The organism is Micromonospora avicenniae, assembly GCF_900156065.1.
Taxonomy (GTDB): Bacteria; Actinomycetota; Actinomycetes; order Mycobacteriales; family Micromonosporaceae; genus Micromonospora; species Micromonospora avicenniae.
This window is the reverse complement of sequence record NZ_FTNF01000029.1, coordinates 16,825-40,908: the sequence shown is the minus strand read 5'-3', so window position 1 is coordinate 40,908 and position 24,084 is coordinate 16,825. Positions and strand designations below refer to the sequence as shown.

Genomic DNA, 24,084 nt, shown 5'->3' with positions numbered 1-24,084 from the left:
CTCGGGTCACCCGTCCGAGCGGCGAACCGGCCGGCCGGTCGAAGGACTGCCTGTCACATCGGCGGTGGGGTGGGGATGGGTTCCGGGGGCAGACTGGGCGCCAGCCGGCGCAGCGAGGTGAACGTCGGCACCAGCGCGTCGTACAGCTCGGCGAAGAGTGGCAACAGCGTCGCGTACGTGGCGGCGGCGGCCGGGTCGGGTCGGACGATCTCGTCGATCCGGACCAGGTCGGCCGCCACGTCGATGGAGGGGATCAGCCCGAGCGCCTGCATGCCGAGCAGCGCCGCGCCGAAGCTCGATCCCTCGTGCCCCGCCGGGAAGCTCACCGAGACGCCGAGCGCGTCGGCGAGGATCTGCCGCCACAGTCCGCTGCGGGCGAACCCGCCGCTGGCCCGGACCTCGCGCACCTCGTTGCCGGCGGAACGCACCGAGGCCAGCACCAGCGCGAGCTGCTGGCAGACGCCCTCCATGGCGGACCGGACGAGATGCTCCCGGCGGTGCCCGTGGGTCAGGCCCACGTACGCGCCGCGGGGCAGGGCGCTCCAGTGCGGCGCGCGCTCGCTGAGCAGGTACGGCAGCATGATGAGCCCGCCGGAGCCGACGGGCGCGCGGGCGGCCAGGGCCACCAGTTCGTCCTCGGCGTGCGCGCCCAGTTCCGGGGCTAGCGCGTCGCCGGCCCAGCTCAGCACGATGCCACCGTTGTTGATCGCGCCGCCGACCGTCCAGCGGTTCTCGGTGAGCGCGTAGCAGAACACCCCGCCGAGCGGGTCGACGCCCGGGTGTTCCACCATGACCCGCATCGCGCCGCTGGTGCCGATCGAGCAGGCCACCATGCCGGGGTGCACCGCGCCGAGCCCCAGGTTGGCCAGCGGCCCGTCGCCGGCGCCGACCACGACCGGGGTGCGCTCGGGCAGGCCGGTGGCGGCCGCCGCCTCGGCCGTGAGCCGGGGCAGCACGGCGGTGGTGGAGACCAGTTGGGGCAGCTTCTGCGCGGTTATCCCGGCGATGGCGAGCGCCTCGGTGTCCCAGTCCAGCCGGTGGATGTCCATCAGGCCGGTGCCGGAGGCGACCGAATGGTCGGTGACCAGCATCCCGCAGAGCCGCAGCAGCACCCAGTCCTTGATCCCCACCCAGTGGGCGACCCGTTGGAAGAGCGCCGGCTGCTGCTCGGCGAACCAGAGCAGCTTCGGCAGCGGGGCCATCGGATGGATCGGTGTGCCGGTTCGCCGGTGCAGGGCGAGCCCGGACGGTACGGCGCGCAGCCGCTCGGCCTGCCGGCTGGCGCGCGAGTCGGCCCAGGTGATCGACGGGGTGAGCAGGGCGCCGTCACCGTCCAGCCCGATCAGGCTGTGCATCGCGGTGCCGAACGACAGGCAGGTCGGCGGGCGGTCCAGCTCGGCCACCGTGGCGCGGACCGACGTGACGACCGCGTCCAGGATGCGCTGCGGATCCTGCTCGGCGTACCCGGGCTGCGGTTCACTCAACGGGTAGCCGGCCGAGTTGCCGGCGAGCTGCCGCCCGGTCGTGTCGTAGGCGACGGCCTTGGTGCTGGTGGTGCCGATGTCCACGCCGAGCACCACCGGCGGGGCGCCGCCCGACCCGGCCATCGACGTCAACTCCCTCCTGCGCCGGCTGCGGCTGACGTTACCGAGGCGCAGGCCGTCACGGAGGGCGATCACCGCTGGTCGCGCCGGCGTCGGCCGGTGGTGGGCCGAGCGTTCGACGCCGTGGGGCTGTACGAGGGCCCCGCCGGCGACCAGAATGAGCGATCATCGTGAATGTCCCTCGGACAGTGAGGTGCGGGGGTCCGCCACGGGGGAGGAGAACGATGAAATCCTCAGTACGCCTCGGCGCGGCGGTGGCCGCCCTGGGGCTGATCGTCACCGGGCTCGGCGCCGCGCCGGCCGGTGCGCACCAGCGGGATCGCGGCTACTCGGCCGAGATCCGCCGCGCGTCGTACGGCGTGCCGCACATCACCGCGGCGAACTTCGCCAGCCTCGGTTTCGGCGTCGGCTACGTGCAGGCCGAGGACAACCTCTGTGTCATCGCCGAGACGGCGGTGACGGTCAACGGGGAGCGGTCCCGGTGGTTCGGGGCGAGCGGCTCCACCGACGCCAACGTGCGCAGCGACCTGTTCTACCGCAAGGCGATGGCGGACCGGACGGTCGAGCGGATGCTCGACGGCCGCCGCGACGGGGTGCACGCGCCCACCGACGAGATCCGCGACCTGGTTCGTGGCTTCGCCGCCGGCTACAACTCCTACCTGCGCAAGGTCGGGGTGGGGAAGCTGACGGATCCGGCGTGCCGGGGTCGGGCGTGGGTACGCCCCCTCACCGAGTTGGACGTCTGGCGTACCAGCTGGGCCAGCATGGTCCGGGCCGGTTCGGCGGCGATGCTGGACGGGATCGTCGCGGCGGCTCCGCCGGGCGCCACCGGGCCGGCGGGCGTGCAGGACGCCCCGGGCGCGGCGGCGGTGCTCGCCGCCGCCGACGGCACGACCGCCGGTATCGGCAGCAACGCGTACGGGCTGGGTGAGGCGGCCACCGCCAACCAGGGCGGAATGGTTCTCGCCAACCCGCACTTCCCGTGGGACGGTCCGGACCGCTTCTACCGGATGCACCTGAAGGTGCCCGGCCGGTACGACGTGGAGGGCGCGGGGCTGATCGGCGACCCGATCATCGAGATCGGACACAACCGGTCGCTCGCCTGGAGCCACACCGTCTCGACGGCCCGCCGTTTCGTCTGGCACCGGCTCGCGCTCGTCCCCGGTGACCCCACCTCCTACTACCTCGACGGCAAGCCGCGGAAGATGACCACCCGCACGGTCACCGCCCAGGTGCCCGGGCCCGACGGCCGGCTCGTCCCGGTCAGCCGGACCTTCCACGACACCCACTACGGGCCGGTCGTGGTGGTGCCCGGCACCTTCGACTGGACGACGAGCACCGCGTACGCCATCACCGACGTCAACGCCACCAACAACCGTGCCTTCGACGGCTGGCTCCAGATGGGCCGGGCCTCGGACGTGCGGGACCTGAAGCGGGTGCTCGACCGCTACCAGTTCCTGCCGTGGGTGAACGTGATCGCCGCCGACGCGCGTGGTGAGGCGCTCTACGCCGACCACTCGGTGATCCCCCGGGTCACCGACGCGCTGGCCGCCGCCTGTATCCCGGCCGAGTTCCAACCGATGTACGCCAGCAGCGGCCAGGCCGTGCTCGACGGCTCGCGGTCGGCGTGCGCGCTCGGCTCCGACCGGGACGCCGCAGTGCCCGGCATCCTCGGCCCGGCGCGCCTTCCGGTCCGCATCCGCAGCGACTACGTGACCAACTCCAACGACAGCTACTGGTTGGCGAACCCGAAGGCGCCGCTCGAGGGCTACCCGCGGATCATCGGTGACGAGGGCACTCCGCGCAGCCTGCGTACCCGGCTCGGGCTGGACCAGGTGCAGCAGCGGCTGGAAGGCACCGACGGGCTGCCCGGCCGCGGGTTCACCGCCGAGCGGCTGTGGCAGACGGTCTTCGGCAACAGGGTGTACGGCGGTGAACTGGTCCGCGACGACCTGGTGGCGCTCTGTACCGCCCAGCCCGCCGCCACCGCCTCTGACGGCACGACCGTGGACCTGCGCGGCGCCTGCACCACGCTCGGGCGGTGGGATCTGCACGCCGACCTGGACAGCCGGGGCGCGCACCTGTTCACCGAGTTCGTCCTCGCGGGCGGTCTGCGGTTCGCCGACGCCTTCTCGGTAGGCGATCCGGTACGCACGCCGAGGCGGCTGGCCACCACCGACCCGCGGGTGCTCAGGGCGCTCGCCGACGCCGTGCGCCGCCTCGACGGCATCGCGCTCGACGCGCGGCTGGGCGATGTCCAGACCGAACCGCGCGGTGACCGGCGTATCCCGATCCACGGCGGACGCGCCGAGGCCGGCATCTTCAACATGATCGTCAACAACCGGGTGCCGGGTGTCGGCTATCCGAAGGTGGTGCACGGCTCCTCGTTCGTGATGGCCGTCGAGCTGGGTCCGAACGGCCCGTCGGGGCGGCAGATCCTCACCTACTCGCAGTCGACCAACCCGAACTCGCCCTGGTACGCGGACCAGACCGAGCTCTACTCGCAGAAGGGCTGGGACACCATCAAGTTCACCGAGGCGCAGATCAAGGCCGATCCGAACCTGCGCACGTACCGGGTGGGGGAGGGCCGCGGCCACTGACCCGCCGACCGACGCGCCCGCCGGACCCGTCTCGGGCCGGCGGGCGCGGCGCGTCCGGGGCCGGTGTCGCGCGACACGCCCGAACCGGACGAGCTGCTGCGACAAAACCGCCCTATCGTCCATGTTGCTCCGCCGATCGGGCATTTCGTCCACGCTGGCGGATGCGGGTCGAACGCCGCCGGAGTTGACACCTGTGACACCCCGGTTGGTGGCCTGCACGGCGAAGGAGTCGGCATGGCAAGGACTGATTCGACGGGTTCCACTTGGCGGTACCGCTGGGCGCACCGGCAGAACGAGCGCCGGCACCGGACGTACCGCAGGGCCGAGGCCGACTGGCGGCGGCGGGACGACGAACTGCGCCGGCTGCGCGGGCTCGCCGCCGACTTCCAGGGCAGCGCAGCCGCCGGTGGTGGGCTGCCGCTCGAACTCTCACCCGACGAGGTGGTCCTCTGGGTGTGGCCCGCCGTGCAGCTGGCCGAGGTGCGGCACACCGGCGTGCTGCCCGCGCCGGACCTGGCCGTGCGCGCCGAGGTGGCGCCGCTTCGGCCCCGCCGCCCGGACGGGGTGCGGGTCACCGACGCGGGGATGGCCGTCATCACCAGTCGCCGCCTGGTGCTGCTCGGCGGGCGCGGTCGGCGCGACTGGGCGTACGGGAAGATGACCGGCCTCGCGCACGACCCGGCGGCACCGGTCACGCTGATCCAGACGCTCGACCGCCGGCGTACCTCCGGCGTACTGCTGCCCGTCGAGGCGGCAGCCGACTTCCGCTTCAAGCTGACGCTGGCGTTCGCCGACGCGATCGAGCAGCGCGACGCGGTGATCACGCAGCTCGACGACCTGATCGCCGAGCACGCGGAGCTCAAGCCGATACGGCCGGCCGTCGCCACGCCGGCGCAGGCTCGGCTCTCCGGCCTGGTGCCCGGTGGCCGGCGTACGGTCGCGGTCGCCGCCGCGCTGGCCGTGCTGGTGCCCGCCGCGCTCATCGAGACGGGGCCGTCCGACCCGGGGGCGGAGGTGGCGATCGCCGCCACCCCCGTCGCCACTCCGAACGTCGCGCCGCCGGTCCGTGCGGCGGTACCCGCGCCGGTCAAGGTCGAGACGGCGGCCTCGGTGCCGGCCTCGGCGACGCCCCGGCCCAAGCGCACAAGCCCGTCACCGACACCTCGGCGGGAGCGGCTCTGCGGCGCCCCGCAGAACCCGATGGGGTACGACTTCTGCGGCGGCAACCGAATCCGCAAGCCCGCCGCCGAGATCTGCGACCACTTCGACTGCGCCCAGGAGTTCTGGGCCGGCCGGGGCTACCTGGTGCAGTGCCGCGACGGTGTGGTGAGCCTGACCGGCGGCTACCGGAACGCGTGCGCCGAACATCGCGGCGTGCGCCGAACGGTCTGGACCTGACCAGGCTCTTCGGGCCGGTGGGTGGCCACGACAGGCCGTGCAGGTCGGCCCGCACAGTACGCGAACGTGGCAGGCCGTGCGGGACGGCCCGGACAGTAGGCGGAATTCAGGCTTGATACCGCTGAGTCATAAATATGCCTCAGCGGTATCAGGCTCTCGGTCGTAGTCGCCGCAGTTCGTTCGAGCAGCGGCCCGCCAGAGAGGTCGCACGCGAGAGGGCGCCACCTTCGACGCCTTCCAGTCGCGTTCGGGCATGTTGTGCGGGTCGGCGTGTGCGCGCAGCGGCAGCAGGCTGGCGAAGATGAGCGCCGCGCCGACCGGCAGGTCGGCCAGGCGGCAGATCCCATAGAGCGGGAGAAGGAGCAGGAGCGGCGCTGCGAGCTGACCCCAGCCGATCATGTGTCCGTTTTAGTGCATACTGTGGCTTCTGTTCGGGATGATGGGGTTATGGAGATACGCTCCGACGATGGTGCGCGGCTGAGGATCCGGCCGGTCGGCTACCAGCCGGGCGTCGAGCCGCCGGTCGATGTCGAGCAGGCGGAGGACTGGGACGACTGGCTCCTCATCGAGGTGGATGCCCGCACCGCGGACGGCCAGGCCTGGTCCCACTGTGATCCGTGCCTGACAGTGCCCGAGGCGGGAATCCTCGCCGACTGGCTGCGGCTGCAGGCCGACCTGGGCGCCTCACCCACCGCGCTGCCCGCGCTGCTGCGGTTCGCCGAACCGAACCTCGCGTTCCGTACCCGCGTCATCCGGCGCCGGCGAATGGAGCTGACCGTCGAGTTCTCCTACGAGTCGCTGCCACCGTGGATGCGTCGCCCGCTGACCGCGGTGTACCCGCTCGCGCTGACCGTCTCGGCCGACGCTCTCGCCGTGGCGGCCGAGCAGTGGGCGCGGGAGGTTGCTGCGTACCCACAACGGGTCATCTCCTGACACATTGCAGCGTGAAGGCCAAATCTCTCTTACCGGAATAAAGGGGAGCATCGATCCCTGGCGCGTTTCCTGTCGCCTGCGGGGGCGGTTGTACCGCGCGTGACCACCACATCACCCGGCACCCTCGTACCGGCGACCGTGCTGCCGACCTGGCGGGTCGCCTGGGCGGACCGCGAGAACGACCGACGCCGTCGTGCCCACCACGCCGAACTCGAGATGTGGCGCCACCGCGCCGACGAGTTGACCCGGCAGCGGATAGAGGCGGCCGCCTTCCTCGGCTGCACCGAACCCCGCACCGGACTGCCCGTGGAACTCGACCCCTACGAACTCGTCTTCCGGATCATCCCCACCGCGGAGCTGATCGAGGTGGCGGCCCGACACGTACCCGGCCTGCCGCAGCCCGCGCTCAGCGTCGGACCGCACGACCCGTCGGGCCGTACGCTGCCGAAGGGCCTACGGGTCGCGGACACCGGCGTCGCCATCGTCACCAGCCACCGCGTGGCGTTCGCCGGCCGCGACGTCCGTCGCGAATGGTGGTACGAGGACCTCGACGCACCAGCCCACCACCCGGACGTGCCGCTCACCCTCCTGCACCCGAGGCGGCCCGGTCGGCTCGCCGGCCTGCGGGTGCCGGCGGTCGTCGTCGCGAACACCCGCTTCTACCTCGCCCTGGCCCTCGCCTCCGCCCGGAACGAGCGCGCCGCCGTCATCGCGGAACTCGACGCTCTGCTGGCCACCCACCATCGCAACCGGCCGATGCCGCCGGTGCCGGTCGAGCCGTGGCAGGCGCCGCTGACCGCGCGGCGACCCGGTCGTCGCGCCGTCGCCGCCGTCGCGGCCGCCGCGTTCGCGACGTTGACCGCCGGCGCTTACGGGTCGGGGGAGAACGCCCCGCAGTACCGGGCCGAGGCGGGTGTCAGGAGCGACGTCGACCCGCCGCTGGGGATCGGCGCGCTCATCCCGACCCTCGCCCCGGTGCCCGGCTCACCAGGTGGTGGAGCGGTCGCACCCACGAGCCCGGCGCCCGGAGGCACCTCCGGTGGCGGGCCGGAGGGCGGCGACCCGACCGGACCGGCACGATCGACGGGCTCCGGCTCGACCGACCGTCCGGCGGCCGGGGGCGCCGGTGGAGGCTCGCGCCCGGACACGGCGCCGCCCGCCCCCGCCGCGACGCCCACCGCCCCGCCCAGCACGGCAGCACCCTCGAGCCCGGCTCCGGCCCCCAGCAAGCCGCCGAGCAGCAGCCCGCCCCCGCCGGCGACGTCCGCGCCCGAGCCGAGCGGCGCACCGGCCGACGAGGACAACCGGCTGCTCACCATCTGCCTCGACCCGCTCCGGCTGCCGCTGCTCGATCCGCTGCTCTGCCCGCGCGACAACTGACGCGACAAACTCGCCGTCCCTGGCTCCGGCGCACCGCCGGTGCCGAAGTCAGGGGCAGTCAGGGGCAGCCGACGCCGTCCTCACCCCGTGGCACCGAAGTCGGGGACGGTGAGGGTGCCGTCCGGCGCGAGCGGAAATCCCGGGTTCCAGGCGATCTCCCAGACGTGCCCGTCCGGGTCGGCGAAGCAGCCCGCGTACCCGCCGTAGAACGTCTCCCGGGCCGGCCGTGTCACTCCCGCTCCGGCTGCGGCCGCGGCGGCCATCACCTCGTCGACCTCGGCACGCGACCGGACGTTCTGGGCCAGGGTCATCCCGCCGAACCCGCCGCCACCGGGGTCGTCGACGCCCGCGTCGGCGGCCAGCTTGGCGCGGTCCCAGAGCACCAGCGCCGAGCCGCCGGCCTGGAAGAAGACCGTCTGCTCGACCTCCTGGCCACGCCAGCCCAGCCGTTCGTAGAAGGCCCGGGCCCGCGGCAGGTCGGCGACGCCGAGGGTGACGAGACTGATTCGCTGCTCCATGGTCACTCCGGCTCGTGGCAGACGGCTTCGACATCGTTTCCGTCCGGGTCCCGGACGAAGGCGCCGAAGTAGGTGGGGTGGCACGGCTGATCGAGCATCTGCGCTCCTTCGGCCGGTTGTCGGCCCCACGTTAGGGCCTGCCTGTGACAACAGCCGGCGAGGTGCAGTCGGCACGCCGGATCGCGCCGGGAGAACCGGAAACCAGGGCCTCCACGGCGTACGTCCAGGTCACCGGCCTCCGCCGGGTGGCAACGGCCGGCGGCATGCTGTCATGTAGCCCGTGGAGGAGTCAGAGGTACGGCGCACCATCGACACGGTGTGGCGCATGGAGGCCGGGCGGATCGTCGCCGCCATCGCCGGGATCGTCCGCGACGTCGGACAGGCCGAGGAAGTGGCGCAGGATGCGCTGGTCGCCGCCCTGGAACAGTGGCCGCGCGACGGGGTGCCGGCCAACCCCGGCGCGTGGCTGACGACCGTGGGTAAACGGCGGGCGGTCGACCTGGTACGCCGCCGGCAGACCGGTGAGCGCGTGGTGGAGGCGATCGGCCGTGACCTCGACGAGCAGATCACCGTCGACTTCGACGCCGCCGTCGAGGACCGGATCGAGGACGACCTGCTCCGGCTGATCTTCGTGGCCTGTCACCCGGTGCTGTCGCCGATCGCGCGGGCCGCCCTGACCCTGCGCCTGGTCGGCGGCCTCAGCACCGGCGAGATCGCCCGCGCCTTCCTCACCACCGAGTCCACCGTCGGGCAGCGGATCACCCGGGCCAAGCAGGCCCTCGCCGATGCCGGGGTGCCGTTCGAGGTCCCCGGCCCGGCCGAGCGCGCCGAACGCCTCGGCTCGGTCCTGGAGGTCGTCTACCTGATCTTCAACGAGGGTTACGCGGCCACTGCCGGCGACGACTGGATGCGCCCCGCCCTGTGCCAGGAGGCGCTGCGGCTGGCCCGGCAACTGCAGGGCCTCATGCCCGGCGAACCCGAGGTGCACGGCCTCGCCGCGCTGCTGGAGATCCAGGCGTCGCGGTTGCGCGCCCGTACCGGCCCCGACGGCGAACCCATCCTCCTCAACGACCAGGACCGGACCCGCTGGGACCGGCTGCTCATCCGCCGCGGGCTCGCCGCCCTCGACCGGGCGGCGACCGAGCACCCCGGCCCGTACACCCTCCAGGCCGAGATCGCCGCCTGCCACGCGCGGGCGCACGCGCCCGAGGAGACGGACTGGGAGCGGATCGCCGCGCTCTACGCGGAGTTGGCCCGGCTCGTACCCTCGCCCGTCGTGGAACTGAACCGGGCCGTCGCGGTCGCCCAGGCCCGCGGACCCGCCGCCGGCCTGGAGGCGGCCCGGGCGCTGTCCGACGAGCCGGCGCTCGCGCGGTACCACCTGCTGCCCAGCGTGCTCGGCGATCTGCTCGCGAAGCTCGGTCGCCACGACGAGGCGCGGCGCGAGTTCGAGCGGGCGGCGGCTCTCACCGGCAACGCGCGCGAGCGGGAACTGCTGCTCGGACGGGCTGCTGCCTGCGCTGATCCGCCCGCGTCCACCCCTCCGGCTGGGGTGTGACCGCCGTCACAGTAAACCCGTGGGCCTTCATGTCGGATCGCGGCCGACACGATCGACGCGTCAGTGAGAGCCACCAAGACTCGCCGTTTGAGAGGAAGTCCTTCAGATGCGTTACATGCTCATGCACAAGCTCGACGAGGACCAGCCCGGCACCTTCGACCCGAGCCCGGAGTTCGTCCAGCGGATGGGTGCCTTCGTCGGCGAGGCGGCGCAGGCCGGCGTGCTGCTCGCGGGCGAGGGGTTGCTGAAGAGCAGCAAGGAGTCGGGCCGCATCACCGTCGAGAAGGGCAAGACCACCGTCATCGACGGCCCGTTCACCGAGACCAAGGAGCTCATCGCCGGGTTCGCGCTGCTGGAGGTGCGCTCCAAGGACGAGGCGATGGAGTGGGCGAAGCGGTTCGTCGACCTCTTCATCGCCGACGGGGTCGACGTCGAGGTCGACGTACGCCGCGTCAACGAGGGCCCGGCCGCCTGACGCTGAGCCGGTACTTGTCGGGGGCGCGGACGGAACGGTCCGCGCCCCCAAGTCTTTCTGCATGTACGCGCGAGGTATATACGCGAGGTATACGCTCAGCGTATGGTGTTCGGCATGAGCGTTCCCATGACTCTCCTCGGCCTGCTCGAACGCGAGCCCAGCCACGGCTACGACCTGAAACGTGACTACGACACCTTCTTCAGCCGCGGCAAACCGCTGCCGTTCGGCCAGGTCTACGCGACCCTCAGCCGCCTCGTCCGCGACGGGAAGATCGTGGTCGGCGAGGTCGAGCCGGGCGTGGGTCCCGAACGCAAGCGCTACGTCATCACCGAGCGCGGCGCGACCGAGGTCGAGTCGTGGCTGACCGAACCGGTCGAGGCCGAGCCCAACCTGCAGACCGTGCTGTTCACCAAGGTCGTGCTGGCGCTCATGCTCGGCCGTCCCGCGGAGGAGTACCTCGACATCCAGCGCGCCACGCACCTGCGCCGGATGAAGGAACTCACCGAGATCAAGCGCGCCGGCAACCTGGTCGACACCATGCTGGCCGACCACGGCCTGTTCCACCTGGAGGCCGACCTGCACTGGATCGACACCACGGCCGCGCGGCTGGACGCCCTCGCGAAGGAGGTGCGGGGATGACGGCCGTCGAGGCACGCGACGTGAAGCTGTCCTTCGGTGAGACCCCGGCGCTGCGCGGCGCCAGCGTCGCGGTGGAGCCGGGCGAGATCGTCGCCGTCATGGGCCCGAGCGGCTCCGGCAAGTCCACGCTGCTGCACTGCCTGGCCGGGATCCTGGTGCCGGACGCCGGTGAGATCCACTTCGACGGCCACCGGATCGACACCCTCAGCGAGCACCGGCGCAGCGTCCTGCGCCGGGACCGGTTCGGTTTCGTGTTCCAGTCCGGGCAGCTCGTGCCGGAGCTGACCGCCGAGGAGAACGTCGCGCTGCCGCTGCTGCTCAACGGGGTTAAGCGGGCCGCCGCGCTGAAGGAGGCGCGGCCCTGGTTCGAGCGGCTCGACCTGGCCGGGCTCGAGCGGCGCCGCTCCGGCGAGCTCTCCGGCGGGCAGGCGCAGCGCGTCGCGCTGGCCCGCGGTCTCGTGGCACGGCCCGGCGCGCTCTTCGCCGACGAGCCGACCGGTGCGCTCGACTCGCTGACCGGCGAGCAGGTCATGGACCTCCTCGTCTCCTCCGCCCGCGAGCAGGGCACGACCGTCGTCCTGGTCACCCACGACGCCCGCGTCGCCGCGTACGCCGACCGGCAGGTCATCGTGCGTGACGGCAAGGTGAATGCGTTGGTGTCGGCGTGATCCGGTTCGCGGTCAGGCTCTCCCTGGCCGGCGGGCGGGAGGCCGCCGCCCGGCTCGTCGTCATCGGTGTAGCCGTGGCGCTCGGCGTCGGCATGCTCCTGGCCACGCTCGCCGGCATGAACGCCGTCGACGCCCAGAACCAGCGGTACGCCTGGCTCAACACCGCCGTCGCCCCGGCCTCCGCCGACCCCGCCGCCGAGCCGATGTGGTGGCTCATCCGGGAGGACTACCACGACGGCGACTCGATCGGCCGGGTCGAGGTCGCCGCGACCGGCCCGGACGCGCCCGTCCCGCCGGGCATCCCGCGTCTGCCCCGCCCCGGCGAGTACTACGTCTCGCCCGCCCTCGGCGAACTGCTGCGGACCACCCCGGCGGCGCAGCTCGCCGACCGGTTCCCCGGCCATCAGGTCGGCACCATCGGCCGGGCAGCCCTGCCGTCGCCCGACTCCCTGCTGATCGTCATCGGCCGCACCCCGGGCGAACTGGAGCCGCTCGGCGCGCGCAAGGTCACCCAGATCATGACCACCTCGCCGGACGGCTGCCCCAGAGGCTGCTACGTCGGCATCAACCGCGACGGCATGGCGCTCGTGCTCTCCATCGTCGCGGCCGCGCTGCTGTTCCCGGTGCTCATCTTCATCGGCACCGCCACCCGGCTGGCCGCGACCCGCCGGGAGCAGCGATTCGCCGCGATGCGCCTGGTCGGCGCCACGCCACGGCAGATCTCGGTCATCTCCGCCGTGGAGTCCGTGCTCGCGGCCGCGGTGGGCACGGCCGTGGGGTTCGGCCTGTTCCTCGCGGTCCGCCCGGCGCTGGCGGCGATCCCGTTCACCGGCGAGCGCTTCTTCGCCGCCGACCTCTCACTCACCCTCACCGACGTCCTGGCGGTGGCGCTCGGCATCCCACTCGGCGCCGTGGTGGCCTCCTGGTTGGCGCTGCGCCGGGTGCAGATCTCCCCGCTGGGCGTCGCGCGCCGGGTCACCCCGAAACCGCCGCGCGCCTGGCGGCTGATCCCGCTGGTCGCCGGGCTCGTCGAGCTGGCGTACTTCGTCGGCCGGCGGCCGCCCACGACCAATGGGCAGCTCACCGCGTACCTCTCGGGGTTCCTGCTGATCCTGACCGGGCTGGTGCTGGCCGGGCCGTGGCTGACCATGGTCGGCGCGCGCCTGCTGGCCGGGCGGGCGAGCCGGCCGGCGACGCTCATCGCCGGGCGGCGTCTCGCCGACAACCCGCGGGCCGGCTTCCGGTCCGTGAGCGGGCTGATCGTGGCGCTCTTCGTGACCAGCGTCGCCACCGGCATCATCACCACCTACGTGGCCAACCGGGGCGAGCCGCGCACCGACTCGGTGGCCGCCACGTCCCTGACCATGTGGTTCCCGCGCGAGGACGGACCCGCGCCGACCGCGGACCAGATACCGGCCGGTCTCGGAACGATCCCGGGGGTACGCAGCGTGACCCTGGTCCACGCCAACCCCGTCGACGAACCACCCCCGATCCAGATGCGTGGAACACCGGCGGGATTCGATCCCTATCGATCGTGGTGGCCGAGCGTCATCACCTGCGCCGAGCTGGACCGCCTGGCGGTGTTCGGCGCCTGTCCCGCCGGTGCGCGGGTCGTGGCCGTGGCCGACGACCTCATCGGCGAGCGCGCGTGGGACCTGACCAACGACAGCTACGTCTGGCCCGCCGCCGACCTGGACCCCGCGCAGGTCGACCGGCAACCGATCCGCTCGGTGGTCGTCAACACCACCAGCCGCGCCGCATTCGAGCAGGCCCGGACCATGCTCATCAACGCGTTCCCGGCGAATGGATTCCCGGCCAGCATCGCCGAACGGGAGTCGAACTCCGCCCGGCTCATGGTGCAGTTCCAGCAACTCGCCAACGTGGTCATGCTGGCCAGCCTGCCGGTCGCCGGGTGCAGCCTGGCGGTGAGCGTCGCCGGTGGGCTGAGCGACCGGAAGCGCCCGTTCAGCATGCTGCGCCTCACCGGCGTACGGCTGCGCACCCTGCGGCGGGTGGTGGCGCTGGAGACCGTCGTGCCACTGCTGACCGTCGCGGTGCTGGCCATCGGGATGGGGTTCCTGGCCGCGCACCTGTTCCTGCGGGCCCAGCTGAACTACACGCTGCTCGCGCCGAAGCCGTCGTTCTACCTGATGGTGGCCGGCGGGCTGGCGGTGTCGCTGGGCATCGTCGCGTCGACGCTGCCGCTGCTACGTCGCCTCACCGGGCCGGAGACCGCCCGAAACGACTGAGTTAGTCAGGGGAGGGCACGACGACCTCGTCGTGCCCTCCCCGCCGCAACGGGAGCACAGCGTCGCGCAGGCGCTGCGACCGTGAGCGCCAGTGGCGCTTCGTCGGGAAGTTGATGACGTATCGGTGCCGGCCGGGAACACCCGAGTCGTACACGAACATCTGCCCGAGGCGGACGGCGCCGACGGCGCACGCGGCGCGGTAGGCAGCGTAGTTCGCGGGATACGCCCGCTTGAACGCCAGCGCGATGCCCTTGCCCATCACACCGACGGTGTTGACGGCGTTGACGAGGGCTTCGGCGTCTGCATCGAGCAGGTTTCCATGCCGGATCGTGATCACCAGATCGTGGTATCAGCCGAGTCCGACATGCGTCCGCTCGGTGGTTCTCGCTTGCCCGGCGCGCGACGATTCGCTTTGTGATGTCCGGGCCGCAGCTGGGCGCGGCTCGGGGACCACGCCGAACGCTCACGTTGTGGGAACATGGTCTGTCCGTTGTGAACGGTCCCGATCCCGCCGGGAGGCTACCTCGTGGCAGACACCGCCCCGCCCGCCGTCAGCGATCAGATCTCGTCGATCGACACCAGCGTGCCGCACTCCGCACGCATCTGGAACTACTGGCTGGGCGGCAAAGACAACTTCGAAGCCGACCGGATGGCCGGCGAGCAAGTCCGCGCCATCTTCCCGGCGATGGTCGAGACCGCCCGGCAGTCGCGGGCGTTCCTGACCCGCGCCGTACGCTTCCTCGCCGGTGAGGCCGGCATCCGGCAGTTCCTCGACCTCGGCACGGGCCTACCCACCGCGGACAACACCCACCAGGTCGCGCAGCGGGTCCGACCGGAGAGCCGCATCGTCTACGTCGACAACGATCCGATGGTGCTCGCCCACGCCCGCGCACTGCTCGTCGGCGCACCCGAGGGCCTGACGAAGTACCTGCACGCCGACCTGCGCGACCCCGACGCGGTGCTGCGCCAGGCCGCCGAGCACCTCGACTTCACGCAGCCCGTCGCCGTGCTGCTGTTCGGCGTCATGGGCCACATCGGCGACGACGACCAGGCCGCCGCCATCATCCGTACGCTGCTCGCCGCCGTACCCTCCGGCAGCTACCTCGCGATGTCCGACGGCACCGACACCAGCGAGGCGGTCGTCGAGTCACACCGGCAATACAACGAGAGCGGCGCCATGCCGTACCACCTGCGCAGCCCCGAGCGGATCGGCCGGTTCTTCGAGGGGCTGGAGCTGGTCGAGCCGGGCCTGGTGCCGTTCACCCAGTGGCGCCCCGAGGTCGGCGCGGCTCCTGCTGGCGTGGATGGGTACGGAGCCGTCGGCCGCAAGCCCTGATAGCAGGGATTCACCCGCTTACGGGTTCTCGTGTGCTGTTAAGCGCTCCGGCTGCCCGCGCTGTACGGGTCCGCGGTCCGGGCCTGCGCTGGCCGGCCCCATACCGCCGTCGGTGCCCACCCCACCGTGGAAGCCGCGACCAGTCGGCTCGGGACGAGGCGCAGTATCACGCGGCGCTGCTGCTGCGGATGGTGACCGAGAAGGGCGGACTGGCGACCGCCCGGCAGTTGCTGCACCACCCGGTGGTGTCGGACGGGTTCGCGGCGCTGTGGGAGCGGGGGGCGGGTGGACCTTGCGGAGGCGGTGGTGATTCGGCCGCGGTTCCGGACGCTGTTCACCGAGGAGGAGTTGGCGATCGCCAGCAGCCGGGCGGTGGTGGATGCTTCCTCGCACACCACGATCTGAGGCCCCTGCCTGCCGCCGCTCATGCAGCGATTACCAGCCGCCGTTCGGTCAGGACTGTTGACTATTCGTCGGTTCTGACCGCAGCAGTGTCGGCGAACAATCTGACCATCCCAGATGCGTCGTTGTGCGACGTGGACTCGTCAGATCTCGGGGGTGGCGATGGTGGGAAGACGGGGCATTGGCGACTTCTACGCCAACGCTGAAGGCCGCGATTCGGAACTGCCTGGGTACGACTGGGAGAACGACGATCGTCCTGACCGTACTCCCGACGTATGGCTTGATCGAGCCGTCTCGTCGTCCTCTGCTCAGCGCCCCAGCGCGCTGCCGGCCGCGACGACGAGAATCGCGGTAGGTCAGCGGCGGTCCGCCAAGGGCGCGACTGCGAAGGCGAAGCGGGCCACCAGTTCCCACCCCCGCCCTTCGGAGCGCGCAATAGCGGACGCCGCCCATAGCGTTCGAGCGAAAATACCGAACATTGGCCCGAAGGGGATCGCGAAACGGCTCCGGCAAAACGGCTGGACCTTCATCGACACGGCAGCCGTCGACCGGGCGTTGAAGCGTCATCCGACCCCCAGTACGCCGCAGATGAGCCGCAGTGCACCCAGCAAGGCGACCCAGGCCCGCAGCCAGCAGCCGGGCCGGGCAAAGCCCGTAATCAGTGAATACCGCCCTGTCATGGTCGGTCGGCGACTGCGCGACTTCACCAGGACCGCTCGCAATCTGGCCGCACACGACCCCGACTTGAGCTTGGCGGGAATGGTGCGCCGCCTTCAGCGTCGAGGTTGGCCCATCTGCAACGAGGCAGACGTGCGGAAGGCGTTGGGTATGAGCCCCACACCTGCCTCGACGGGTCGAGTCTCGTCGTCAGGGAATGGCCGCCGCCCAGCGGTAAGCGGCATCGGCCCTTCGCCGCGAGCGGCGTCCCGGCCTCCCGCCGACATTTGCCTATCGTGCGGCGTACGCCCCTCGATCCTCGGCATCTGTCGTTGCTCCTAGCGATTGTCCTGCTGGTCACGCGGCGATAGCTCGGGCCGCGGCATAGAGGTCAGCGGGGAACGGACGTACCAGCTCCCACTGGATGCGCATGGGCCGATCCCCGCTGTGCCGCCGGTACGTCATTGGTCCGGCGTACAGGTACGCCGGAACCCCCAGCGCACCCTCTGCGACCTTGGTTTCCCGCACGAACAAGTGCACGGTCGACCCCTGCGAAGCGTGGTTGATGTACCGCTGCCCTGTCGCCGACGCCGACGACGTGGTGCTCTGCGACTCCCATTGAAAGAGCGTCTCGGTGATGGCTCGGTCGGCGTACATCGTCGTGGGGGAGTAGTGCTGCTCCGACTTGACCAGCGTGACGAAGAACAGATCCGCCTGCTCCTCCGGCAGCCACTTCACGCCTTCCCGCAGCGACCCCGGGTTCGGCATCCCGAAGGCCGCGCACGCCTCGTTGCGGCTGTACCGGGCGTGCACCCGCAGCGGCACCCCGCCCGGCCCGACCGGCTCGGTGACCCGGTGAATCCGATCCCGCAGCACCTCGGCGACCTGGCGCAGCTCGGCGCAGCGCGCCGGCTCCGCCCAGAGTCGAGCCAACCGCGCGTCCCGCTCCGACAGCGGCGCGTTCGGCCCCCACAGGCTGAAATGCAACATGTCCAGCAGCCGCCCGCCGGTCAGCGGTCCGCCCGTCGCCACCTGATCCCACAGCGCCAGCCGCTCCGGGTCGTCGGTGTGCAGCATCCGGCCGATCGCCCGCCCCAGTTCCCGGTCGTCCGGCCCCGGCACGGACGTGTCCACCCGGGCGAGCCGCCGCAGCCCGGTCCACCCGCCGAGCGTCGCCGACCGGTACAAGTCCTCAATCTCCAGGCCGGAGTCCCGCAGGAAGTCCGCGAGGGTCACGTCGCCGAGCTGGCGCAGCTCGGCAACCATGCTGTTCTTCGATGATGGGACCGCCTTCTCCAGATTGCGGAGCACGACCTCCTTCGCCACCCTGTCCAGCTCGACGTGGCACCCGCTCGGCAACGACGGGAAGTCCTGCTCGACTGTGTCGTACACCTCTCGGCGCCTGACCCCAGTTAGCGCCCGCCAGCGCAGGTCGAACCGGAAGTTGGCGTGCTGCCCGCCGATGAAGTCGAGCACCGTCAGGCAGGGCTTGTCGTCGTCCAGGCGCAGACCACGGCCGAGCTGCTGAAGGAAGATCGTCGCGCTCTCGGTGGGCCGCAGCATCAGGATCGTGTCGACCATCGGCAGGTCGACACCCTCGTTGAACAGGTCCACGGTGAAGAGCACCCGCAGCTTGCCGGCCTTGAAGTCGCGAATCAGCGCCTGCCGGCCCGTGCTGTCGACCTTCGAAGTCACCGCCGCGGACGGTAAGCCCTGCTGGGTGAACCAGTCCGCCATGAACTCGGCATGCCCGATGCTCACGCAGAACCCGAGCGCCCGCATCCGCGCCAGATCGACGAGGTCCCGGGCGGCCCGCAGCACCATCCGAGCCCGTGCCTGGTTGCCGGTGTAGAGGCTGTCTAGCTCCGTCGGGTCGTAGCCCTGTCCGCGCTTCCAGCGCAGCTGCGACAGGTCCACGTCGTCGTGCAGCCCGAAGTAGTGGAACGGCGCCAACAACTGCCGGTCCAGCGCCTCCCGTAGGTGCAGCTCCACGGCCGTGTGCCCGTCGAACCACCGCCGCACGTCGCCGCCGTCAGCTCGGTCGGGGGTCGCGGTCAGCCCCAGGAGTACGCGAGGCTTCAACCGCTCCAACAACCGCGCGTACGTCGGCGCCTCGGCGTGGTGGAACTCGTCCACGATCACCATGTCGAACCGCTCGGGGTCAATCTCCTGCCGACGCAGTGACTGGATCGAGGCGAACACGTGCCGCCACTGCTTCGGTTTGTCTCCGCCGACCATCGTTTCGCCGAAGCTGCCGTCTCCCATCACCTGCCGGAACGTCGATCGGCTCTGCCGCAGGATCTGCTCCTGGTGGGCGACGAACAGCAGCGAGTCGACGGTCTTGTTGCGAGCCAACCGGCGGTAGTCCAACGCGGCGACCACCGTCTTGCCGGTGCCTGTAGCCATCACCACAAGGTTGCGCCAGCGTCCGTGGACCTGCCGCTCCGCATCCAGGTCGGCGAGGACCTCCCCTTGGTACGGGTACGGCCGGACGTCCAGGTTCGCGATCTCGGTTGGCGCCTCCTCGCCGCGTTCGCCCCGTAGCGCGTGACCGAGCCGCTCGCCGTCCTGCGTCGGGTCGTACGCCTCGAACGCCGGGTCGTTCCAGTAGTCCTCGAAGGTAGCCTCGAACGTGTCGATGACGTGCGGTTGCTCGACGTTCGAGATCCGTACGTTCCACTCCACCCCGTCGACCAGCGCTGACTTGGACAGGTTCGATGAGCCGACGTACGCCGTGGTCATGCCGTTGTTGCGGCGGAACAGCCACGCCTTGGCGTGCAGGCGGGTGGTCCTGGTCTCGTAGGAGATCTTGATGTCAGCACCCAGTTCAGCAAGCCGCTCCAGGGCCCGCTGGTCGGTAGCGCCCATGTAGGTGGTCGTGATCACCCGGAGGCGGCCGCCGCGGGCGATCAGGTCGCGGATAGCCGGCTCGATGAGGCGCAGGCCGTACCACTTAATGAACGCGCAGAGCAGGTCGACAGAGTCGGCCGAGGCCATTTCGTAGGTGACCTCATGCCCAATCCGCGGCTGGTGCTTGCCGTTTACTAAAAGCGCTCCGGTGGAGAGCGACGTGGTGGGGCGTGGCGGGAAGACAGGCTGCGCGGGCGCGGTGGGCGGTGCGGCGATGGCGTGCAGCAAGTGTTTAGCGTCGCTCACCTGGTCTTGTCCGGTTGCCGCTTGCGGGCTGAATGTGGCAATGGTGTCGGCGATGCGATTGGCCAGATCGACCTGACGTTGGAGCTTGTCATCTCCGCTGGCGACAGCTCGCAGGGCGCGGGCGGCTAGGCCGGCGATGTGGCGGGCAAGAGTATGGTGCGCGTCGGCGGGGTCGAGCTTGTCCCGTTTGACCAGGATGGGATCGACATGCTGCAGACGGTCGGCCAACTCGCGGGTTATGAGGTGTTCGTAGACGCCCCGCCCAACATCCGTCATCCGAGCAACCTAACCGTCTCGAGCCTGGCTTGCTGCCCGACCTTCACTCAAGTTCCCAGCGGATGACACATTTGGCAGCGCAAGCGCGAGCATGCTCCCCTCGGTCACGCTTCGAATGCCGTACAGGCCGACGCGCGAAGTGACGCGGCGCTAGGGCCGCTACCTGGGAAAACGCCGATGGCAAGAGTTGGATGGTGGGAGGCAACATCCACTTGGCGGGTGATTGACAGCGCATATAGGCCGGATCGCCTGAGCCGAACGGGGGATTGGAGCGGGACCGCGCCGGCGGGACATCTCCGGGTAACCTCGCCGACACGCCTTGTGGGGAGGTGAGGGCGATGCTCGTTGGGTGGAGAGTTCCGGCCATCTGTGGCCGCGGGAGTCGCGGTGATCGCGGTGCGGGTGCCGCCGGCATGCCAATGACGGCGCTTGCTGGAGCGAACGGGCACCCGGACCAGGTAATCCCCTTCGAGGGCAAGACCGCTGGTGCCCTTGCTGCAGCGAGTGGAGGTATGCAGTTGACTACAGAGTTTCTGCCTATTGCCAGGATGCTCGAACGGGCGAACAGAGCGAAGGAAGACTCCGACACCTCCTACTTTTTCGATCTACTGTATGTCGGCGAGTCCCTAATAAAACTCTTGACGCTAGAACTTCTAGCTGCCCTGCAAGACGATCGCCAGCAGCACAGATACTCCCTTGAATATCGTTTAGTGCGCGCCAATAGTATCGGCGAATGGGCGGACGTGTTGGACGAAGCCCTAACGGGGCCCGCCAGTCAGCTGCTTGTGCCGGCCGCTCGGGATTCACAACGCGCTCTCAGTGTTCAGCTTGGGCCATCCGAGTATGGCTGGCAGCGCGACGCCGTGAATCTACTCAATGAGGCATGCCGATGCGTCGACTCAACCGTTACGGAGTCGAGCCGCCAGAAGATTACGTTCCGGCAGTGGGTTCGCCAGTTCGTATGGCTGAGAAACAGAACCAGAGGCCACGGAGCCCCCAGGGCCAGCACGCTATCTAAGGTATGCCCCAAGTTGGAAGCATCTTTGATGCTGATCATTGGCTCCGCGCCGGCCTTTTCGCGGTCTTGGGCCTACGTTCGCCGAAATTTATCAGGAAAATACCGGGTGAGTGGGTTCGGTGGAGACAGAAGCGCATTTTCAAAGCTAACCAAAGAGAGTAATCACGGGCTGAGCGACGGTACTTATATCTACCAAAATGGGTATCGTCCGGTACGACTACTGTTTACCGACCCCGATTTGACTGATTTCTTCCTGCCCAACGGCAATTTTCAGAAGCTTACGTTCGAAGTGTTGTCGTACGTTTCGGACGAACGGAGATCCGAGGACGGAAGCAAGTATGTCCTTCCCGTGCAAGCGCAACCCGTCAGTGAGACAACCGCGAGACCGCAACTTGACGTGATTGGGAACTCCTTTTCGAACATGCCGCCGCGTCGTTCCTCCTATGTGAGGAGAGGTGAGCTAGAGCGTGAACTCGCCGACCTTTTGAGGGACAGTAGGCATCCGGTTGTCACGCTCCATGGACGAGGAGGGGTGGGGAAAACTTCGTTAGCCTTGGAGGTCCTTCATGGCTTGGCCGACGAGAATAACTTCTTTGCAATCATCTGGTTCAGTGCGAGAGATATAGACCTGTTGCCTGAAGGTCCCCGCGTGGTCAAAGCAGACGTCGTATCGACGGAAGACGTAGCCAAGGACTTCGCACAGTTAATGGTACCGGAAAAGCCCCTGAAGCTGACCGAAGCTCAGAAGTATTTGACGGACTGCCTCTCGGGAGAGGACGGGGACGGGCCATTTCTGTTCGTTCTTGACAACTTCGAGACGATTCGCGAACAGGCGGAGCTTTACAGCTACCTGAGTAATGCGGTGAGACTGCCGAATAAGGTTCTTATCACCACTCGCAGTCGTGACTTTAAAGCTGACTACCCAGTTGAAGTCGGAGGGATGACCCGGTCCGAGTTTTCGGTGCTGGTGTCTGAGGTTAGTGCACGTTTGAACATTTCGAATTTGATTGACAGCTCCTTCAAGGAAGACCTGTTCGAAGAATCGGACGGACACCCGTATATAGCGAAGGTGCTGTTAGGTGAAGTCGCCAGCATGGGCAAGAAGGCCTCGTTGAAGCGGGTTATTGCGGGCAAGGATGCCATGCTGGATGCGCTATTCGATCGATCGTTCGCGGCGCTATCCCCTGCAGGGCAACGTGTATTCCTAACTCTTTGTAGCTGGCGTTCTCTCGTGCCCCGAATTGGCCTTGAGGCAGTGCTCCTTCGGCCAGGGAATGAGCGGTTGGATATCGAGAGGGCGCTCACGGAACTCCAGCAGCTTTCTCTGGTAGAGACCACGTTCGAGGAAGCAACGAAGGCCGACTATCTTTCTGTTCCACTGGCGGCGGCGCTATTCGGTAGAAAAAAGCTTGTTACAAGCCCTCTGAAAATTGCGATCGAGGCAGATCTTGAATTGATTCGAGGATTCGGTGCGACCTCGACAATAGATCTCGCCCGAGGTCTTGGGCCGAGGGTCGATCGGCTGGTTCTTGCGATAGCGAGCCGAGAGGGTAAGATCGGCGATCTGTCGCAGGAATTTGCGGTAATTGAGTATATCGCCAGTTCATATCCTCCGGCTTGGTTGAATCTTGCAGACCTTTATCAGGACCTAGGCTATCCGAACCAAAAGGTGATTACGGCGATAAACCGCTACCTTGAAGCGCGTCCGGGAGATCAGGAAGCGTGGAAGCGGCTTATTCAGCGCTATCGGACGTCTGGTGATCCTGTTGCAGAAATGCACGCTCGCCTGCAGCTTGCTGAAATCGCACGACCGCCATATCGCGATCTAAGTGAGTCGGCGTCCCGGCTGAACCGTCTACTGTCTCGCAAGGAAATCGACCTTAACGCGGATGAGCGGCGCTTGATCATCCAAAGTTTTCGGCGGCTGATGGAAGTAAGGGCAGACGAAGCAGACGCAACCGACCTATCAAGACTGGCCTGGCTGTGCATGTACGATCAGGATGCTGACGCGGCAAACCATTGGGTAGTTGAGGGGCTGGAACGGGAGCCCGGGAATCAGCACTGTGAAAGCCTAAGGCGCCGACTGGGGGACTCGCTAGGAAAGCATTGAGCATAGGGCCGGGGCGGGACAGTCGCTCGGAACGTACGTCACTGTTGCCTGCCTCGACCAGGCGGTTCCATGGTCAGTGAGCGAGTCCGCCTACGGTTGGCCCTGAGGTCGTTCTGCCACGAAGACCCCCAGCCCTTGGTGGCCGTACAGCTCGCCGGTCTCGATGAGGATCGTGATGGCTTGGCGCACCGTCGTTGCGCTGCCGACCTCGTACATCTCGGCTAGCGCCTTGGTTGACGGCAGCTTGTGGCCGGGTGGCCACTCGCCCGAAGCGATGCGGCCCCGGATGTCGGCGATGATCCGTCGGTAGTGCGGTTCGAACTGTCGTGCGGGCATGCGAAGGACTCCCAGCTAGGCCCACACATCTGATCACGGGCGCTGGGAGAACTTCAAGGGCAACGTTCACTTTACCAGCAATGCCGCTAAGGTGCGTTGAAGAGGAAACACCCCAGCTAGGCACTGTGGTGGACCTTCGTCGGAGCAGCCCGACGTCGCCAGTCGGCCTTCCCCGAGCCCGTCTGAACGGCGTGCTGCTCCGACGCCCCAACCTGCTCATGCAAGCACCGCGAGGCCGATCGCCGGAGACAGCCTGGCCTTGGGACGCGGGGGCTGACGAGACAGGCCCGGGGCGGGTGCCGGGCTCCGGCTGGTAAGGACGCGCGGCCGTGCCTGCCGCCCCCGCCCGCCTCGGTGCCGCACTTGAACTTCGACATCGACCAGCAGAGGAGGGCCCCATGTACTGCCACGCTGACGGCCGACCCCGGCAGCCAAGTAAGGCCAAGAGCTCGTGTCACCGATGACCGCGCCGCGCTGGATCATTCACCTGCCCACCACGCTGACCAGTCTCGACGGCGCCGTAATCCTTGCGACGGCGCTCCGCGACTCGCTCAGCCACGTCACGGCCATCGACTTCGGCGAGACCACTCTCAGCGAGGAGGACAGCCAGTTCCTGCGTACCCGAATCTGGTGTGACGCCCGGCTCGACGTGGCTGTCCGCTGCCGGCGGCGCGACGGGCATGCCGGGCCGTGCAGTCCCGCCGGCGAGGAACTGTCCCCGATAGCGGCGACGGGTGGCGCCGAAGAGGCACCACCCGTCGCCTGACGGAG

At 69.3% G+C, this 24,084-nt stretch carries 18 protein-coding genes and 1 pseudogene; 12 read left to right on the top strand and 7 right to left on the bottom strand.

The features are described from left to right. Positions 1–53: 53 nt before the first annotated feature. A complete protein-coding gene (locus BXA10_RS27520) occupies positions 54–1,607 on the bottom strand; it encodes a gluconokinase (RefSeq protein ID WP_076473758.1) in 1,554 nt (517 codons plus the stop codon). Positions 1,608–1,828: 221 nt separating this feature from the next. On the opposite strand from BXA10_RS27520, the gene BXA10_RS27515 reads away from it, so the two are divergent. Continuing rightward, positions 1,829–4,204 (top strand): acylase, encoded by a 2,376-nt coding sequence (locus tag BXA10_RS27515; protein WP_076473757.1) that lies wholly within the window; start codon positions 1,829–1,831, stop codon positions 4,202–4,204. Between the two features lie 234 nt (positions 4,205–4,438). Then, positions 4,439–5,602, top strand: a complete 1,164-nt coding sequence (locus BXA10_RS27510; RefSeq protein WP_076473756.1) for a hypothetical protein — start codon at positions 4,439–4,441, stop codon at positions 5,600–5,602. Between the two features lie 126 nt (positions 5,603–5,728). Here BXA10_RS27510 and BXA10_RS27505 read toward each other — a convergent pair whose 3' ends face one another. Continuing rightward, the gene (locus BXA10_RS27505) at positions 5,729–6,001 is read right to left on the bottom strand and encodes a hypothetical protein (RefSeq protein ID WP_076473755.1); all 273 of its coding nucleotides are present in this window, start codon (positions 5,999–6,001) and stop codon (positions 5,729–5,731) included. A gap of 48 nt (positions 6,002–6,049) precedes the next feature. Between BXA10_RS27505 and BXA10_RS27500 the strand changes: the two genes are divergently transcribed. After that, positions 6,050–6,535, top strand: coding sequence for a WapI family immunity protein (locus BXA10_RS27500; RefSeq protein WP_076473754.1), 486 nt, complete (start codon positions 6,050–6,052; stop codon positions 6,533–6,535). 99 nt (positions 6,536–6,634) lie between these two features. Continuing rightward, positions 6,635–7,915 carry a hypothetical protein gene (locus tag BXA10_RS27495; RefSeq protein WP_076473753.1) on the top strand — a complete coding sequence of 427 codons (1,281 nt, stop codon included), beginning with the start codon at positions 6,635–6,637 and terminating at the stop codon, positions 7,913–7,915. A gap of 80 nt (positions 7,916–7,995) precedes the next feature. On the opposite strand, the gene BXA10_RS27490 is transcribed toward BXA10_RS27495, so the two are convergent. Continuing rightward, the gene (locus BXA10_RS27490) at positions 7,996–8,433 is read right to left on the bottom strand and encodes a VOC family protein (RefSeq protein ID WP_076473752.1); all 438 of its coding nucleotides are present in this window, start codon (positions 8,431–8,433) and stop codon (positions 7,996–7,998) included. Between the two features lie 2 nt (positions 8,434–8,435). Next, positions 8,436–8,546: pseudogene (locus tag BXA10_RS27485) on the bottom strand (VOC family protein); the annotation flags it as partial. Positions 8,547–8,758: 212 nt separating this feature from the next. Between BXA10_RS27485 and BXA10_RS27480 the strand changes: the two are divergent. The 5 genes from BXA10_RS27480 to BXA10_RS27460 all read left to right on the top strand — a co-directional run bounded on the left by BXA10_RS27480 (position 8,759) and on the right by BXA10_RS27460 (position 14,022). Further along, entirely contained in the window at positions 8,759–9,991 is a 1,233-nt protein-coding gene (locus BXA10_RS27480; protein ID WP_076473788.1) for an RNA polymerase sigma factor, read from the top strand. 106 nt (positions 9,992–10,097) lie between these two features. Beyond that, positions 10,098–10,466 carry a YciI family protein gene (locus BXA10_RS27475; RefSeq protein ID WP_076473751.1) on the top strand — a complete coding sequence of 123 codons (369 nt, stop codon included), beginning with the start codon at positions 10,098–10,100 and terminating at the stop codon, positions 10,464–10,466. Between the two features lie 114 nt (positions 10,467–10,580). Beyond that, positions 10,581–11,105 (top strand): PadR family transcriptional regulator, encoded by a 525-nt coding sequence (locus BXA10_RS27470; RefSeq protein WP_076473787.1) that lies wholly within the window; start codon positions 10,581–10,583, stop codon positions 11,103–11,105. Next, positions 11,102–11,773: an ABC transporter ATP-binding protein gene (locus BXA10_RS27465; RefSeq protein ID WP_076473750.1), complete on the top strand. Its 672-nt coding sequence runs from the start codon at positions 11,102–11,104 to the stop codon at positions 11,771–11,773. Before BXA10_RS27470 ends, BXA10_RS27465 begins: the two co-directional genes overlap by 4 nt. After that, positions 11,770–14,022: an FtsX-like permease family protein gene (locus BXA10_RS27460; protein ID WP_076473749.1), complete on the top strand. Its 2,253-nt coding sequence runs from the start codon at positions 11,770–11,772 to the stop codon at positions 14,020–14,022. Before BXA10_RS27465 ends, BXA10_RS27460 begins: the two co-directional genes overlap by 4 nt. 1 nt (position 14,023) lies before the next feature. Here BXA10_RS27460 and BXA10_RS27455 read toward each other — a convergent pair whose 3' ends face one another. Continuing rightward, positions 14,024–14,359, bottom strand: a complete 336-nt coding sequence (locus BXA10_RS27455; RefSeq protein WP_076473748.1) for a macro domain-containing protein — start codon at positions 14,357–14,359, stop codon at positions 14,024–14,026. 189 nt (positions 14,360–14,548) lie between these two features. Between BXA10_RS27455 and BXA10_RS27450 the strand changes: the two genes are divergently transcribed. Further along, positions 14,549–15,358 carry an SAM-dependent methyltransferase gene (locus BXA10_RS27450; protein ID WP_076473747.1) on the top strand — a complete coding sequence of 270 codons (810 nt, stop codon included), beginning with the start codon at positions 14,549–14,551 and terminating at the stop codon, positions 15,356–15,358. Between the two features lie 1,416 nt (positions 15,359–16,774). Here the strand turns inward: BXA10_RS27450 and BXA10_RS27445 are convergent. Continuing rightward, a complete protein-coding gene (locus BXA10_RS27445; RefSeq protein ID WP_076473746.1) occupies positions 16,775–19,849 on the bottom strand; it encodes a DEAD/DEAH box helicase in 3,075 nt (1,024 codons plus the stop codon). A gap of 338 nt (positions 19,850–20,187) precedes the next feature. Between BXA10_RS27445 and BXA10_RS31100 the strand changes: the two genes are divergently transcribed. Next, positions 20,188–22,977, top strand: coding sequence for an NB-ARC domain-containing protein (locus BXA10_RS31100; RefSeq protein WP_139338181.1), 2,790 nt, complete (start codon positions 20,188–20,190; stop codon positions 22,975–22,977). 90 nt (positions 22,978–23,067) lie between these two features. Here BXA10_RS31100 and BXA10_RS27435 read toward each other — a convergent pair whose 3' ends face one another. Continuing rightward, positions 23,068–23,313: a GntR family transcriptional regulator gene (locus BXA10_RS27435; RefSeq protein WP_076473744.1), complete on the bottom strand. Its 246-nt coding sequence runs from the start codon at positions 23,311–23,313 to the stop codon at positions 23,068–23,070. 460 nt (positions 23,314–23,773) lie between these two features. Between BXA10_RS27435 and BXA10_RS27430 the strand changes: the two genes are divergently transcribed. Next, positions 23,774–24,079: a hypothetical protein gene (locus BXA10_RS27430; RefSeq protein WP_139338180.1), complete on the top strand. Its 306-nt coding sequence runs from the start codon at positions 23,774–23,776 to the stop codon at positions 24,077–24,079. Positions 24,080–24,084: the final 5 nt, after the last annotated feature.

Coding starts and splice junctions, on each gene's coding strand:
- BXA10_RS27445 (WP_076473746.1), bottom strand. CDS start 19,849: ATGACGGATGTTGGGCGGGGCGTCTACGAACACCTCATAACCCGCGAG.
- BXA10_RS27480 (WP_076473788.1), top strand. CDS start 8,759: ATGGAGGCCGGGCGGATCGTCGCCGCCATCGCCGGGATCGTCCGCGAC.
- BXA10_RS27515 (WP_076473757.1), top strand. CDS start 1,829: ATGAAATCCTCAGTACGCCTCGGCGCGGCGGTGGCCGCCCTGGGGCTG.
- BXA10_RS27470 (WP_076473787.1), top strand. CDS start 10,581: ATGAGCGTTCCCATGACTCTCCTCGGCCTGCTCGAACGCGAGCCCAGC.
- BXA10_RS27510 (WP_076473756.1), top strand. CDS start 4,439: ATGGCAAGGACTGATTCGACGGGTTCCACTTGGCGGTACCGCTGGGCG.
- BXA10_RS27475 (WP_076473751.1), top strand. CDS start 10,098: ATGCGTTACATGCTCATGCACAAGCTCGACGAGGACCAGCCCGGCACC.
- BXA10_RS27465 (WP_076473750.1), top strand. CDS start 11,102: ATGACGGCCGTCGAGGCACGCGACGTGAAGCTGTCCTTCGGTGAGACC.
- BXA10_RS27435 (WP_076473744.1), bottom strand. CDS start 23,313: ATGCCCGCACGACAGTTCGAACCGCACTACCGACGGATCATCGCCGAC.
- BXA10_RS31100 (WP_139338181.1), top strand. CDS start 20,188: ATGCTCGTTGGGTGGAGAGTTCCGGCCATCTGTGGCCGCGGGAGTCGC.
- BXA10_RS27490 (WP_076473752.1), bottom strand. CDS start 8,433: ATGGAGCAGCGAATCAGTCTCGTCACCCTCGGCGTCGCCGACCTGCCG.
- BXA10_RS27520 (WP_076473758.1), bottom strand. CDS start 1,607: ATGGCCGGGTCGGGCGGCGCCCCGCCGGTGGTGCTCGGCGTGGACATC.
- BXA10_RS27500 (WP_076473754.1), top strand. CDS start 6,050: ATGGAGATACGCTCCGACGATGGTGCGCGGCTGAGGATCCGGCCGGTC.
- BXA10_RS27505 (WP_076473755.1), bottom strand. CDS start 6,001: ATGATCGGCTGGGGTCAGCTCGCAGCGCCGCTCCTGCTCCTTCTCCCG.
- BXA10_RS27430 (WP_139338180.1), top strand. CDS start 23,774: ATGACCGCGCCGCGCTGGATCATTCACCTGCCCACCACGCTGACCAGT.